The organism is Xanthomonas cucurbitae, assembly GCF_002939885.1.
GTDB classification, from domain to species: domain Bacteria; phylum Pseudomonadota; class Gammaproteobacteria; order Xanthomonadales; family Xanthomonadaceae; genus Xanthomonas; species Xanthomonas cucurbitae.
Genome location: NZ_MDED01000002.1, coordinates 111,498 through 124,993 on the forward strand (window position 1 = coordinate 111,498; position 13,496 = coordinate 124,993).

14 protein-coding genes are annotated in these 13,496 nt (G+C 66.2%); 7 read left to right on the forward strand and 7 right to left on the reverse strand.

Annotated elements, in window-relative coordinates; genetic code table 11:
* Positions 1–57 precede the first annotated feature (57 nt).
* On the forward strand, positions 58–1,065 hold the full coding sequence (locus tag XcuCFBP2542_RS01720; RefSeq protein ID WP_104601899.1) for an energy transducer TonB: 1,008 nt from the start codon (positions 58–60) through the stop codon (positions 1,063–1,065).
* A gap of 956 nt (positions 1,066–2,021) precedes the next feature.
* Here the strand turns inward: XcuCFBP2542_RS01720 and XcuCFBP2542_RS01725 are convergent.
* From XcuCFBP2542_RS01725 to XcuCFBP2542_RS01750, 6 genes are all read right to left on the reverse strand, one after another.
* Positions 2,022–3,215 carry an ABC transporter permease gene (locus XcuCFBP2542_RS01725; RefSeq protein WP_104601900.1) on the reverse strand — a complete coding sequence of 398 codons (1,194 nt, stop codon included), beginning with the start codon at positions 3,213–3,215 and terminating at the stop codon, positions 2,022–2,024.
* On the reverse strand, positions 3,212–3,958 hold the full coding sequence (locus XcuCFBP2542_RS01730; RefSeq protein ID WP_104601901.1) for an ABC transporter ATP-binding protein: 747 nt from the start codon (positions 3,956–3,958) through the stop codon (positions 3,212–3,214). The genes XcuCFBP2542_RS01725 and XcuCFBP2542_RS01730 overlap by 4 nt, the downstream gene beginning before the upstream one ends.
* Positions 3,959–3,989: 31 nt before the next feature.
* The gene (locus tag XcuCFBP2542_RS01735) at positions 3,990–5,546 is read right to left on the reverse strand and encodes an alpha/beta hydrolase (protein WP_104601902.1); all 1,557 of its coding nucleotides are present in this window, start codon (positions 5,544–5,546) and stop codon (positions 3,990–3,992) included.
* A gap of 62 nt (positions 5,547–5,608) precedes the next feature.
* Positions 5,609–5,806: a helix-turn-helix transcriptional regulator gene (locus tag XcuCFBP2542_RS01740; protein WP_104601903.1), complete on the reverse strand. Its 198-nt coding sequence runs from the start codon at positions 5,804–5,806 to the stop codon at positions 5,609–5,611.
* On the reverse strand, positions 5,803–6,390 hold the full coding sequence (locus tag XcuCFBP2542_RS01745) for a hypothetical protein (protein ID WP_372372322.1): 588 nt from the start codon (positions 6,388–6,390) through the stop codon (positions 5,803–5,805). The genes XcuCFBP2542_RS01740 and XcuCFBP2542_RS01745 overlap by 4 nt, the downstream gene beginning before the upstream one ends.
* A gap of 453 nt (positions 6,391–6,843) precedes the next feature.
* Positions 6,844–7,116, reverse strand: a complete 273-nt coding sequence (locus XcuCFBP2542_RS01750) for a metal/formaldehyde-sensitive transcriptional repressor (protein WP_104601904.1) — start codon at positions 7,114–7,116, stop codon at positions 6,844–6,846.
* Positions 7,117–7,181: 65 nt separating this feature from the next.
* Here XcuCFBP2542_RS01750 and dmeF point away from each other — a divergent pair, with 65 nt between their 5' ends.
* The gene (gene dmeF / locus XcuCFBP2542_RS01755; RefSeq protein WP_104601905.1) at positions 7,182–8,159 is read left to right on the forward strand and encodes a CDF family Co(II)/Ni(II) efflux transporter DmeF; all 978 of its coding nucleotides are present in this window, start codon (positions 7,182–7,184) and stop codon (positions 8,157–8,159) included.
* A gap of 88 nt (positions 8,160–8,247) precedes the next feature.
* Here the strand turns inward: dmeF and XcuCFBP2542_RS01760 are convergent, their stop codons facing one another.
* Complete coding sequence (locus XcuCFBP2542_RS01760) at positions 8,248–8,970, reverse strand: ferredoxin--NADP reductase (protein WP_249027591.1); 723 nt, start codon at positions 8,968–8,970, stop codon at positions 8,248–8,250.
* Between the two features lie 140 nt (positions 8,971–9,110).
* On the opposite strand from XcuCFBP2542_RS01760, the gene XcuCFBP2542_RS01765 reads away from it, so the two are divergent.
* The 5 genes from XcuCFBP2542_RS01765 to XcuCFBP2542_RS01785 all read left to right on the forward strand — a co-directional run bounded on the left by XcuCFBP2542_RS01765 (position 9,111) and on the right by XcuCFBP2542_RS01785 (position 13,491).
* The gene (locus tag XcuCFBP2542_RS01765; RefSeq protein ID WP_104601907.1) at positions 9,111–10,106 is read left to right on the forward strand and encodes an ABC transporter ATP-binding protein; all 996 of its coding nucleotides are present in this window, start codon (positions 9,111–9,113) and stop codon (positions 10,104–10,106) included.
* Positions 10,103–10,915, forward strand: coding sequence for an ABC transporter permease (locus tag XcuCFBP2542_RS01770; protein ID WP_208800418.1), 813 nt, complete (start codon positions 10,103–10,105; stop codon positions 10,913–10,915). The genes XcuCFBP2542_RS01765 and XcuCFBP2542_RS01770 overlap by 4 nt, the downstream gene beginning before the upstream one ends.
* The gene (locus XcuCFBP2542_RS01775) at positions 10,879–11,667 is read left to right on the forward strand and encodes a DUF3800 domain-containing protein (protein ID WP_104601909.1); all 789 of its coding nucleotides are present in this window, start codon (positions 10,879–10,881) and stop codon (positions 11,665–11,667) included. The genes XcuCFBP2542_RS01770 and XcuCFBP2542_RS01775 overlap by 37 nt, the downstream gene beginning before the upstream one ends.
* Before the next feature lie 115 nt (positions 11,668–11,782).
* Positions 11,783–12,721 (forward strand): 2-dehydropantoate 2-reductase, encoded by a 939-nt coding sequence (gene panE, locus XcuCFBP2542_RS01780; protein ID WP_104601910.1) that lies wholly within the window; start codon positions 11,783–11,785, stop codon positions 12,719–12,721.
* Between the two features lie 254 nt (positions 12,722–12,975).
* Complete coding sequence (locus XcuCFBP2542_RS01785) at positions 12,976–13,491, forward strand: hypothetical protein (RefSeq protein ID WP_104601911.1); 516 nt, start codon at positions 12,976–12,978, stop codon at positions 13,489–13,491.
* Positions 13,492–13,496: the final 5 nt, after the last annotated feature.

Consider the following 13,496-nt stretch of genomic DNA (forward strand, 5'->3'; position numbering starts at 1 on the left):
TGCGGGAACAGGGGCCGGCGCTCACCGCAGCTTTCGCACTCGGGGTAAGGGGGACGCATGTTGGATCTGACACAGGGCCGTATGGCACGCCGGATCGCGCCGGTCATTTTGCTGGTCGGCCTGGCCGCCTGCTCCAAGCAGGAAGACAAGGCCGCCACCACCGCCGCCACACCTGCCGCGCCTGCCGCCGCACCGGCACCGACGCCGGCCACCGCAGTCTCGCCGCAGGTGCAGTCGATGGGCGCCGACCAATTGCGCGAATCGGCCACCAAGGCGCTACAGGACAACCGCATGTACGCCCCGGCCGGCGACAACGCGGTGGAGTACTACCTGGCACTGCGCGAGAAGCAGCCGCAGGACGCCACCGTCAACAGCGCATTGACCGACCTGCTGCCGTACACCCTGATCGCCGCCGAACAGGGCATCAGCCGGGAAGAGTTTCCCGAAGCGCAGCGCCTGATCGCGCTGATCGAAAAGGTCGACCCCAAGGCACCGGCACTGCCGCGCCTGAAGAGCGGCCTGGACACCGCCATGAAGACCGCCGCCAGTCGGTCGGAGCAGGACGCCGAGCAGGCCAAGAAGCTGGCCGACGACAAGCTCAAGCAGGCCGCCGAACAGAAGCGCCTGGCCGAGCAGCAATCGCGCGAGGCTGCCGCTGCCCAGCAGATTGCCGCGCAACAGGAAACCGCCCGTCAGCAGGCGGCCGAAGCCGAGCGCCAGGCGGCCGCCAAACGGCCTGCCGAACCGGCAACGCCGACAGCCGCCGCACCGCGCCCGGCACCGGCCGCTGCTGCCGCTGCACCGGCAGCGCAATCGTTGCGCGCGATCAGCACCCCGGCACCGCGTTACCCGGCCGAAGCGCTGCGTGCCGGCACCTCCGGCGAAGTGCTGGTGGAGATCACCGTCGGCACCGACGGCTCGATCACCGCCTCGCGCGTGCTGCGTGCCAACCCGCCGCGCGTCTTCGATCGCGAAGCGCTCAATGCCGTGAAGCGCTGGCGCTTCGAACCGGTGGCCGCACCAGTGACCACCCGCCGCACGCTGTCGTTCAACCCGGGCAGTTGATGCAGCACCAAGCCCGACACGCCCTCGTAGGAGCGGCCCAGGCCGCGAGGGCGTTACCGGTATCCCTAACGCGCCGTTGCTATCGGTAGTCCCCCATCGCGGCCGGGTCCGCTCCTACGTGGTTGGTCGAGCGGCTGATGGCCGAGCACAGCCTGCGGCATCCAATCCCAACGCTCCTGTAGGAGCGGCCCAGGCCGCGAGGGCGTTACCCGTATCCCTAACGCGCCGTTGCTATCGGTAATGCCCCATCGCGGCCGGGTCCGCTCCTACGTCGTCGGTCGAGCGGCTGATGACCAAGCGCAGGCTGCGGCATCCCAATCCCCAACGCTCCTGTAGGAGCGGCCCAGGCCGCGAGGGCGTTCCCCGTATTACTAACGCGCCGTTGCTATCGGTAATGCCCCATCGCGGCCGGGTCCGCTCCTACGTGGTTGGTCGAGCGGCTGATGGCCAAGCACAGCCTGCGGCATCCGATCCCAACGCTCCTGTAGGAGCGGCCCAGGCCGCGAGGGCGTTCCCCGTATTACTAACGCGCCGTTGCTATCGGTAGTGCCCCATCGCGGCCGGGTCCGCTCCTACGTCGTTGGTCGAGCGGCTGATGGCCAAGCACAGCCTGCGGCATCCGATCCCCAACGCTCCTGTAGGAGCGGCCCAGGCCGCGAGGGCGTTACCCGTATCCCTAACGCGCCGTTGCTATCGGTAGTGCCCCATCGCGGCCGGGTCCGCTCCTACGTGGTTGGTCGAGCGGCTGATGGCCGAGCACAGCCTGCGGCATCCGATCCCAACGCTTCTGTAGGAGCGGCCCAGGCCGCGAGGGCGTTCCCCGTATTACTAACGCGCCGTTGCTATCGGTAGTGCCCCATCGCGGCCAGGTCCGCTCCTACGTCGTCGGTCGGGCGGCTGGGCGTTAGGTCGGAGACTGGAGACCTGCGGCGAACCACGGGTTGATCGAAAAACGCTTATCCCGAAATCGCCAAACGTTCCTGGTGGTAACGACGCACCGCTGCATACCACAGCACGGCCGCCACGCCGAAGCCGGCCAGCAGATACACCGCCCAGGTCTGCGCAGTGATGGTCTCGTGGCGGATCACCTTGAGCAGCATCTGGTTCTGCGCCAGGAACGGGACCGCGAAGTGCCACAGCTGGGTCTTCAGCGGATACGCCATCAATGCATAGCCCGGCAACATCGGCAGCAACAGCAACCAGGTCATGTGCGCCTGGGCCTCTTTCATGCTCTTGGCCGCAGCGGCCAGATAGGTCAGCAACGAGGTCCCCACGAACAGCATCGGCACCAGGATGAACAGCATCTGCAGCATCGGCACGAAGCCGACATTGAGCTGGCGCCCCATGTTGGAGGTGGACAACTGCGCGCTGAGCTTGAACGCCAGCAAGGTGAGCAGCAACGACACCATGCCGATCACGCAGGCGGCGGCGATCTTGCCGCTGACGATCGCACCGCGTGGGGCAGGCGTAGCCAACAGGGGTTCCAGCGACTGGCGTTCGCGCTCGCCGGCGGTGGCGTCCAGGATCAACGAGGCGCCGCCCAGGAACGAGGTGATCACCAGCAGCACCGGCAACAGCATCGCCATGACCTGGCCGCGCTTGGCATCGGCGGTGGCCAGGTCCTGCGCAGCCACTTCCAGCGGCCTGCCCACCTGCGCATCGATGCCGCGCGCCAGCAGGCGCAGGGCCCCCACCTGTTGGCTGTAGGCACTCAATGCCGCCTGCAGGCGCAGGCTCGGTACGTCGGCTTCGCGGCGGGTGCTGTCCTTGATGACCTCCACCAGCGCCGGACGCCCTTCGCGCCAGTCCTGCGCGTAGCTGTCGCTGATGCGCAGCGCCACATCCACATCCTGGTTGCGAATGGCCGCGGTCATATCGGCCGGCGGCGCAACGGCGTTGAGCCCCTGCGCGGCCAGGAAGCGCACCAGATTCGGAGCGTGTTCGCGACCGAGCGTGGGAATGTCCAGCGGCTTGTCGATCTGGGTGCGCACGCGGCTTTCGCTCAAGGCGCCCATGCCGAGGATCAGGATCGGATACAGCAACGGTGACAGCAGCAAGGCCAGTGCCAGCGTGCGGCGGTCGCGCGCGATATCGCGTAATTCCTTGCGCAACACCGTCCACCATGTGGCCAAAGGGGATGTCTTGCTCATGCGTGCAACCCCTCTTCCGATCCGATCGCCTTGACGAAGGCGTCTTCGAGATTGTCTTCACCAGTGGACGCGCGCAGTTCGTCGGCGCTGCCGGAGGCCACCACCGTGCCCTTGGCGACGATGACGATGCGATCGCACAGCGCCGCCACCTCCTGCATGATGTGGCTGGAAAAGATCACACAGCGCCCTTCGGCACGCAGCTGCTGCAGGAATCCACGCATGGCGCGCGTGGTCATCACGTCCAGGCCGTTGGTGGGTTCGTCCAGAATCACGTTGCGCGGGTCGTGCACCAGCGCCCGCGCAATCGCGGTCTTGGTGCGCTGGCCCTGGCTGAAGCCTTCGGTCTGGCGGTCGAGGATGTCGTCCATGTCCAGCGCGCCGGCCAGCAGCTGCGTGCGCTGGACGATCTGCGCACGCGTCATGCCGTGCAGCTCGCCGAAGTAGGCGATGTTCTCGCGTGCAGTCAGCCGCTTGTACACACCGCGCGCATCCGGCAGCACGCCCAGCGCACGGCGCACCGTCACCGGGTCGCGCGCGGCATCCGCGCCATCGACGGTGACACGCCCCTGGTCGGGTGACATCAGCGTGTACAGCATGCGCAAGGTGGTGGTCTTGCCGGCACCGTTGGGCCCGAGCAGGCCGGTGATCTGGCCATCGGCGGCGCTGAAACTGACCCCGTCGACCGCCTTCACCACGCCGGTCTTGGTCTTGAACGATTTGTGCAGGTTATCGACGACGATCATGCGTGCGCCTCCGTGGCGTGCTCGATGCGGCTCATGGTTCCCATCCATTGAACGAGGTGAAGGCGGGGACGGCGGAAAGATCGGCCACGCAGCGCGTATCCAGCGCGCGCGCGTTGGTGCTTTCCAGAAACTGGGCCATCAGCTTGGGCATGCAGCCCAGTGCCATGACGCTGTGGCCCTGGCCGGGCGCCACCAGATGCCGACCGTTCGGCAAGCCCTTGAGCACCACCTCGGCATAGCGGGGCGGCGTCACCGGGTCCAGTTGACCGGACAGCAACAGCGCCGGTACCTGCGAGCGCAGCGGCGCAGTGAAGTCGGCGGCGCGCTTGCCGGTGGGCCACACCGGGCAGGCGGCAAACACGCTGCGCGGCACTTCCTCGCCCAGCAACAGCGGCTGGTGCGCCGGGCTCGGACGATAGCGATCCGCGTCCTCGGCGCACACCACCGACCATTGCATCGGTTGGTTGATCTGCATGTCCATGTGCGACAGCGCCATCAACGGCGCGTAACGCCCGGCGGCCGCTTCATCCAGCACCAGCGGCAGCAATGCCGCGCTTTGTGGCGCATAGGAGAACATGAAGGCCAGGCCGATCACCGCATCGGCGGTCACCCGATCGCGCTTGACCGCATTAGTCCGCAGATCGCGGTAGTCCACTTCCGGCGACTCCTTGCGTAGCCGCTCCATGAGGGTGCGCAGCTGCACGCGCACATCGGTGGGAAAGCGCGCATGGCATGCCGGATTGGCGCGGCACTGCTCGGCCTGCAGCGTGAGCGCATCTTCGAAGGTCCGTGCGAACTCGCCACTGATGACCAGGTCGCTGGGGGCAACCCCATCGAGCACGATCGCCCGCGTGTGCGAGGGATAGCGCCGGGCATAGTGCTGCGCAACGCGCGTGCCATAGGAGACGCCGACCAGATCGATCTGCGGCACGCCCAGGGCCGCCCTGACTGCATCCAGATCGCCGATCGCCTCGGCGGTGGTGTAGTAGCGTGGATCGGTAGAGGCGCTCAGCGACAGCGCGCACTGGCGCACGTAGGTCAGCATCGCCTCCGGATTGGAGGAGATCTCCGCCTGCAGCGGCGTGCCGTCGGCATGTTCGCAGCGCAGCGGATGCGAGCCGCCGGTACCGCGTTGATCGACCAGGATGATGTCGCGCTTCTTGCGCACTTCACGCAGCGCGGCCGCAGCAATGGCCGAGACCTCGGTTGCCGATTGCCCTGGCCCGCCGGCGATGAAGAACACCGGGTCCTGCGTCGTGCCACCGCCGGCGTCGCTTTCCAGCCAGGCGATCTTCAACGCGATCTGCCGCCCCTGCGGGGCAGCCGGATTTTCCGCCACCTGCAGTTGTGCGCATTGCGCCTCGATGTTTCCTGCGGCGCTGCCGGAGCTGAGCGTGCAGGGTACGAACTGCAGGCGGCCATAGTGATTGCCGGCAATCGTGGCAGCCGGCGTGGCGGCGCTGCGCGGTTGCCCACTGCCGGGTGCGGATGCATCGGTCTTGCCGGTCGTGGGCGCTTGCGCGCGCTGGCATCCGGCCGCCAGCAACGCCGCCAGCAATGCCGCGGCCAGCGTCAGTTGTCTTCCCATTCCACCTCTCCTAGTGCCTGTTCGCTGACGATGCTGCCGGCCGCGTGTGACTGCCGCAGCGACTACCCTTCTTCATACAGAAACACCTGCTCGATCGGCTCGCCAAACAGGCGTGCGATGCGAAACGCCAGTGGCAGGCTGGGATCGTACTTGCCGGTTTCCAGCGCATTGATGGTCTGCCGTGAGACACCCAGCTGTTCGGCCAGTTCGCCTTGCGACCAGCCCTTGGCCTCGCGTAATGCACGCACACGGCTGTTCATTGATAGCGGCGTGCGTTGATGGCCTTGGTAAATCCATAGGTCATGCACAGCGCCGGAAACACCCAGATCATCGCCGCCGCTGCCGGCACTGCGATCAACTGCGCCGATTGCAGGAAGCCGGCAGTCATATAGACCATGCTGACCAGGCCAGCCGCAATGGCAATCGACTCCAGCTCGATGCGGCGTTGCATTTCATCCGAATCGCGCACGAAGCGCGCCACCGCGCGGATCACCAGCATCAACAGCAACGCAGGCAGCAGCGCAATCAGCACCCGCATCGCATTGGTCTGCACGCCGGCCAGCAACTGCCTCCAGCACAGCATCACCGCGACATAGCCCAGCATCGGCGGCGCAAACTCCTTGCGGTAGCGACGCACCAGCGCAGGCGGCGCGCTGTCGCGCAGGCTGTCGCGCCCCACATGGAGCATCAAGGCCACCAGCAAACCGCCGATGCCGCAGCCAATCAGCAAACCCTGGGTATAGTCGCTCATCTGCCACCGCAACCAACGCTGCGCCCCTCCCAGCAGGATCAGCACGACACTGGCGACCTGCAGCACACGCACCGCCACCGTTTTTGCGCTCACCGTGCACCAGCCGACGCAAAGCGCGCCCTTGGCGGTGATGCGGGCGGCTGCACGGCCGCGCCCGGAATTGCACTGCGGCACTCCTGCGCGGGGACAAGCGATCTGTTCCAGCCGTTTTTCACCCTGCACCCCTGTGTCAAGCTTCCTTGACACACAGCGTGCGCGCCGATGCAGGCCATGTCAAGCATCCTTTACATCGATTTCAGGGTTGCCGCTGCCGCCGAAGAGCGAACGCCGGCATCCGGCAACACCAGGCCACACCCCTGACCCATGTGCGCAGCAAGCGTCTGAAGCCGGACGTGGCCCATGCATTGCACAGCGTCCCCAGCCACAAAACTACATGGCCCGCAGGCCACCAGGGCGCCTGCCGACGCGCGCTGGCGTGTCGATCGCGCGTGCAACAGCGCGCAAGCATGCGATGACGCGCGCACCGCTGCCACCCTGTGCTGCGGCTTACTTCAGGTAGGTCTTGAGGATGGCCGCGATATCGTCCACGGCCAGCTCGCGGTCGGCCAGCGCCGGCGGCGTGGCGACGTGGTGCTTCAGATGTTCGCTGAGCAGCTCCACCATCAAGCCCTGCGCTGCGCCACGAAACGCGGCGACCTGGGTCAGCAGTGCCGTGCAGTCCACGTCCTGCACCAAGGCCTTTTCCAGACCCTCCACCTGCCCCCGGATCCTGCGCACGCGCGCCAGCAACCGGGATTTGTCGTGATTCAGATGCGCCATCGCTATATACCCCATGGGGGTATCTGAGATACCCTGTGGGGGTATCCTAGTCCGAGCGCTTGCCCATGTCGATCACCCAGGCCGCACCCCACTGCGCGCAGTCGCACCGCTTTGCCAGCGCCAACCCCCTGGCCGAACGCAGTACCCGCAAGGCCGTCATCCTGACCGTGGCGATGATGGTGGTGGAAATCGTCGGCGGCTGGACCCTCAATTCCATGGCCCTGCTCGCCGATGGCTGGCATATGAGCTCGCACGCGCTGGCGCTGGGCCTGGCCTTGTTCGCCTACCGCTTCGCGCGCCGGCATGCCACCGATGCGCGCTTCACCTTCGGCACCTGGAAGGTGGAAGTGCTGGGTGGCTACACCAGCGCGCTGCTGCTGTTGGGCGTGGCCGGGCTGATGACCTTCCAGTCGGTGGAGCGGCTATTCGCGCCGCAACCGGTGCAGTACCAGGAGGCCACCGTCATCGCCGTGATCGGTTTGCTGGTCAATCTGCTGTGCGCGTGGTGGTTGCGCAACTCCCACGACCATGCGCACGGTCACCATCATGGGCATGACCATGGGCAGACGCACGACGGACATGCGCATGCCCACCAGCACGACGGGCATGCCGACCTGAACCTGCGCGCGGCCCATCTGCACGTCGTGGCCGATGCCGCCACCTCGGTGCTGGCCATCGTCGCCCTGGTCGCCGGCATGCATTGGGGGCTGACCTGGCTGGACCCGCTCATGGGCATCGTCGGGGCGGTGCTGGTCACCGTGTGGGCCTGGGGGCTGCTGCGCAGTACCGGCAGGGTGCTGCTGGATGCGGAAATGGACGCGCCGGTGGTGGCGGAAGTGAAGCAGGTCATCGCCGCGTTCCCGCAGCCCATCGCCCTTGCCGACCTGCATGTCTGGCGCGTCGGCAGTGACCGCTATGCCTGCGTGGTGAGCGTGGTCAGCACGGCGCAGATCGACGCGGACGCGGTGCGCAGGGCGTTGCAGATCCACGAAGAGCTGGTGCACATCACGGTGGAAGTGCAGCACGCGGCGGCACTGGTGTAGCGCGACGACGGCGTGGCCGCCTGCCAACAGGCAGGCGGTGCATCAACACCAGGCGCCCGGCGCATCGCACGGCGCCTGGTGCGCCTGCTCAGGTCTTCGACGGCGCCGAACTGACGTATTTTTCGCGGCGGATCTGCGCATTCGGCAGGCCGGCGGCCTTCAGCGCCTCGGCGCAGGCGTCCACCATGTCCGGGTTGCCACACAGGTAGGCGATGTCGGTCGATGCATCGGGGGCGATCTCGGCCAGGTGCTGCTGCACATAGCCATGACGCACGTCGGCATGCGCCGGGGCGGGCAGCTCGCGCGAAAGGCACGGCAGGTAGCGGAACTGCGGGTGCGCCTGGGCGAAGGCGCGGAAGTCATCGCCATACAGCAGCTCGGCCGGCGTCCGTGCACCTTGCAGCAACACCACCTGCACGCTGCGGCTGGCGATCGTCTCGGCCAGCAACGGCAGCATCGAACGGTACGGGGTGACGCCGGTGCCGGTGGCGATCAGCACGTAGCGCTGGTTGTGGTCGCCCGGCTGCAGGCAGAAGCGGCCATACGGCCCGCTGGCCTGCAGCGGGTCGCCGATCTCCAGGCCTTCGAACAGCGCCGTGGCCGAGCCGCCGGGCACGAAGCTCACCGCAATGTCCACCGCCTCGCCCGGCCCCAGCGCATGGTCGTGTATGGTGGCCAGCGAATAGCTGCGCTTGGTCGGGGTGCCATCGGCAGCGGCGAAATGGATCTGGATGAACTGCCCGGGCTGGAAATCCAGCGGCTGGCCGTCATCGCGCACGAACTGGCAGTGGGCCACGGTGGGCGCGAGCATGCGCCGGTCGACAAGCTTGAGGGGGAATTGAACGGGCACGAACGTATTTGGCACAGTCTGTGATCGGGGCAAGCCCCCACGGGCTTCTATAATAGCGGCTGCAACTCGCTGCGCCGTGACCCCGGCGCGAAGGATCCTGCTTGACGCTTCCCTCTCCCGGTACGCCCGCGCTGCGCGTGTGCGACCTGCGCAAGACCTACGACAACGGCACCCAGGCGCTCAAGGGGGTGTCGCTGGACGTGGAGCCCGGCGACTTCTTCGCCCTGCTCGGCCCCAACGGTGCGGGCAAATCCACCTTGATCGGCATCATCAGCTCGTTGGTGAATCTATCCGGCGGGCAGGTGGAGGTCTTCGGCACCGACCTGGTCGCCCATCGCAGCGAGGCGATGCGCCTGATCGGCCTGGTGCCGCAGGAAATCAACTTCAACCTGTTCGAAAAACCCTTCGATATCCTGGTCAATTACGCCGGTTTCTATGGCATGCCACGCAGCGAAGCCGAGGCGCTGGCCGAAGTGGAACTGCGCCGCGCGCATCTGTGGGAAAAGGCCCAGGTGATGAGCCGCACGCTGTCCGGCGGCATGAAGCGGCGGCTGATGATCGCCCGCGCCATGATGACCCAGCCGCGCCTGCTGATCCTGGACGAACCCACCGCCGGGGTGGACATCGAGATCCGCCGCGACATGTGGCGCGTGCTCAAGGACATCAATGCCTCCGGCACCACGATTATCCTGACCACCCATTACCTGGAAGAGGCCGAGCACCTGTGCCGCAACCTGGCCATCATCAACCACGGCCAGATCGTCACCCAGGGCCCGATGCGCCAGCTACTGGCCAGGCTCGACGTGGAAGGTTTCCTGTTCGATATCGACGGTGAACTGCCTGCCCAGTTGCCGGCCATCGAAGGCACCACGCTCACCGCCATCGACGGCCACACGCTGGATCTGGACATGCCGCGCGCGATGGACCTCAACCGCGTGTTCGCCGCACTGGGCGATGCCGGCATCCGGGTGCGCTCGATGCGCACCAAGAGCAACCGGCTGGAAGAATTGTTCGTTCGCCTGACCGGGCCCGGCGAGAGTCCTGCCGCCCCGGCCCCTGCTGCAGCGGCGCCCGCGCGCCCGGCAGGTCACCCATGAGTCCTTCGGAGCCGTCGATGCCCGCCACGCCCGCAACACCCCGCCAGCGCAACTGGATCGCGCTGGGCACCATCGTGCGCCGCGAAGTGCAGCGCATCCTGCGCATCTGGGGCCAGACCCTGGTGCCGCCGGCCATCACCATGACGCTGTACTTTTTGATCTTCGGCGGGCTGATCGGCTCGCGCGTGGGCCAGATGGGCGGCTACAGCTACATGCAGTTCATCGTGCCGGGCCTGGTGATGATGAGCGTGATCCAGAACAGCTACGGCAATATCTCCTCGAGCTTCTTCGGCGCCAAGTTCGGCCGCCACGTGGAAGAGCTGCTGGTCAGCCCGATGCCCAACTGGGTGATCCTGTGGGGCTATGTGGCCGGTGCGGTGCTGCGCGGCGTGATGGTGGGCGCCATCGTGCTGGTCATCGCCATGTTCTTCACCCCGGTACGCATTCCACACCCGATCGTGACGCTGACCACGGTGCTGCTGGGCGCGACCATCTTCTCGCTGGCCGGCTTCGTCAACGCGGTGTACGCCAAGAAGTTCGACGACGTGGCGATTGTGCCCACCTTCATCCTGACCCCGCTGACCTACCTGGGCGGCGTGTTCTATTCGGTGAAGCTGCTGCCCGGCTGGGCCGAGGCGGCCACGCATGCCAACCCGATCTTCTACATGGTCAACGCCTTCCGCTACGGCCTGCTCGGCAGCTCCGACGTCCCGATCTGGGTGGCCTACACGCTGATGCTGGGCTTTGTCGCGGCACTCAGCACATTGGCGCTGTGGCTGCTGCGGCGTGGTGTGGGGTTGCGGAGCTGAGCGTGCAGTTCAGCGACTACATCGTGTTCGTGGATGAAAGCGGCGACCATGGGATGGCCAACATCGATCCGGCCTTTCCATTGTTCGTGCTGTCGTGCTGCCTGACCAGCAAGCGCGATTACATGGCTGCAGTGATACCTGCGATTCAACAGATCAAGTTCGCGACATTCGGCCACGATGCGGTGGTGTTGCATGAACGTGAGATACGTCGGGATTCTGCTCCGTTTTCGGTATTGCGTGATCGCGATAGGAAGCAGGCGTTCATCGATGCGCTGACAGACGCGTTGGCGTCCGCACCGATGACGATCTTCGCCACTGTGATCGACAAGCGCCGTCTTCAGGATCGCCAACGTGGTGAAAACCCCTATGAAGTCTCGATGCGTTTCTGCCTTGAGCGGATGTACTACAAACTCAACAAGCAGGGCCAGGTCACGCAATGCGGCGCGCCACTGACCACGCACGTCCTGTGCGAGGCGCGCGGACATAATGAGGATCAGGATCTGGAATTGGCATTTCGCCGAATCTGTGGCGGCGACAACTTTTCTGGTGTCGAACTGCCATTCGATCCGGTGATCTGCGACAAGAAAAGCAACGCGATCGGGCTTCAACTTGCAGACCTGATCGCTCGCCCCATCGGGATGCGTCAGCTGCGGCCGGAGCAGCCAAATCGCGCCTGGCAGGTCATCGAGCAGAAACTCGACAAGGATGCGACAGGCCGTTACCTGGGTTATGGGCTGAAGTGTTTCCCCTAAACAAAAGGCCCCGGCGAGTCCGCCAGAGCCTGATGCCGACCGAGAATCCCCGATCCGGTTGCAACCGTAGCACAGCGCCCGGCACCCACCAACTATCACACTGAACGGAGATCCTATGCGCATCCTCATCCTCGGCGCCGGCGGTACCGGCGGCTATTTCGGCGGGCGGCTGGCGCAGGCCGGTGTGGACGTCACCTTCCTGGTGCGCGATGCACGCGCGGCGCAGTTGCAGGCCGATGGCCTGCGCATCCGCAGCCCGCTGGGCGATGCGCAGGTGCCGGTGGCGCACGTCACCGCGCGGGACTTGCCTGCCCTGGTAGCGCAGCAGCCATTCGATCTGGTGATCCTCAGCTGCAAGGCCTATGACCTGGACAGCGCGCGCGAGGCGATTGCGCCGGCGGTCGGCGAGCACACCACCGTGTTGCCCATCCTCAACGGCCTGCGCCATTACGCGGCACTGGACGAACGCTTCGGCGCAGCGCGGGTGCTGGGCGGGCTGTGCTTCATCAGCGCGACCAAGGGCGAGCACGGCGAGATCGTGCACCTGGGCAAGCCGGCATCGCTGACGTTCGGCGAGCGCGATGGCAGTGGAGATTCTTCGCGGGTGCAGGCCTTCGCTGCGGCCTGCGCGCAGGCCGGCATCGACTACGTGGCCAGCAAGCAGATCGCGCAGGAGCAGTGGAACAAGTACAGCTTTCTCACTGCGCTGGCTGCGGCCACCTGCCTGATGCGCGCACCGGTCGGGGCGATCGTGGCCACCGACGATGGCCGCGCCCTCATCAATGGCCTGTACAACGAATGCCTGTGGGCCGCCGATACGGCCGGCCAGCCGATTCCGGAAGGCGCGCGTGCCAAGGCGCTACAGACGCTATTGCAGGTGGATTCGCCAGTGAAGGCATCGATGCTGCGCGACCTGGAAGCCGGCCAGGACGTGGAAGCGGCGCAGATCGTCGGCGACATGCTGGCGCGCGTGCGCGAGACCGGGCGCAATGCACCGCTGCTGATGGCCGCCAACGTGCACCTGCAGGCGTATCAGGTCTTGCGGCATAGCTGATCGGTATGGGGGGCGACCGTGCGCATGTGTCGCCCCCCATCCGCCCTTCGGGCACCTTCCCCCGCACGCGGGGGAAGGCATTAGTGGCTAGCGCAGCATTCCACCAGATCGCCTAACCGTTGCAGATCCTTCTCCCGCATGCGGGAGAAGGTGGCGCAAAGCGCCGGATGAGGGCACGCCGGGTTGGCACAACCTTCGCGCGGCCGCGACGTCACGCACACGATGCTCTGCATCCCTTCCCTGCCGCGCCTGCCATGAAGCTGCTCAGCCACCTGTTCCGTGCCGGTCATTTCGTGATCCTGGCGTTCTTCGTGCTATGCGCGGCAGGCCTGGTGGCGATGGCCGGGCTGGAGTTGTGGCACGGCTTCACGCCCGGTGGCGACATGGTGGTACGCGACCGCTTCAACGTGGTGCTGGAAGCCATCGGCCTGCTCACCGTGGCCTTGGTGACGCTGGAGCTGGGCCAGACCATATTCGAAGAAGAGATTCTGCGCGACGTCAAGGTCAGCGGGCCCACGCGCGTGCGCCGCTACCTGTCGCGCTTTTTCGTGGTGATCGTGATCGCGCTGGCGATCGAAACGCTGGTGTCGATCTTCGAGCTGATGCACTCCGACCCCGCCAAGCTGCCGTATGCCGCCGCAGTCGGGTTATGTGCGGCACTGCTGCTGATCGCCTGGGGCGTGTTCGTCAAACTCAATCGCAGCGCCGAAGAACTGGAACCCGAAGCGATGGAGGAAACCAAGCGCGAGGACCGCGAGGTGCAGGAATGAGCCAG

Bases quoted from the DNA above. Each gene is read 5' to 3' on its own strand.
- XcuCFBP2542_RS01750 (WP_104601904.1), bottom strand. From the start codon at position 7,116: ATGGCGCATCTGAATCACGACAAATCCCGGTTGCTGGCGCGCGTGCGC.
- dmeF (WP_104601905.1), top strand. From the start codon at position 7,182: ATGTCGATCACCCAGGCCGCACCCCACTGCGCGCAGTCGCACCGCTTT.
- XcuCFBP2542_RS01760 (WP_249027591.1), bottom strand. From the start codon at position 8,970: ATGCTCGCGCCCACCGTGGCCCACTGCCAGTTCGTGCGCGATGACGGC.
- XcuCFBP2542_RS01735 (WP_104601902.1), bottom strand. From the start codon at position 5,546: ATGGGAAGACAACTGACGCTGGCCGCGGCATTGCTGGCGGCGTTGCTG.
- XcuCFBP2542_RS01725 (WP_104601900.1), bottom strand. From the start codon at position 3,215: ATGAGCAAGACATCCCCTTTGGCCACATGGTGGACGGTGTTGCGCAAG.
- panE (WP_104601910.1), top strand. From the start codon at position 11,783: ATGCGCATCCTCATCCTCGGCGCCGGCGGTACCGGCGGCTATTTCGGC.
- XcuCFBP2542_RS01770 (WP_208800418.1), top strand. From the start codon at position 10,103: ATGAGTCCTTCGGAGCCGTCGATGCCCGCCACGCCCGCAACACCCCGC.
- XcuCFBP2542_RS01720 (WP_104601899.1), top strand. From the start codon at position 58: ATGTTGGATCTGACACAGGGCCGTATGGCACGCCGGATCGCGCCGGTC.
- XcuCFBP2542_RS01730 (WP_104601901.1), bottom strand. From the start codon at position 3,958: ATGATCGTCGTCGATAACCTGCACAAATCGTTCAAGACCAAGACCGGC.
- XcuCFBP2542_RS01740 (WP_104601903.1), bottom strand. From the start codon at position 5,806: ATGAACAGCCGTGTGCGTGCATTACGCGAGGCCAAGGGCTGGTCGCAA.
- XcuCFBP2542_RS01785 (WP_104601911.1), top strand. From the start codon at position 12,976: ATGAAGCTGCTCAGCCACCTGTTCCGTGCCGGTCATTTCGTGATCCTG.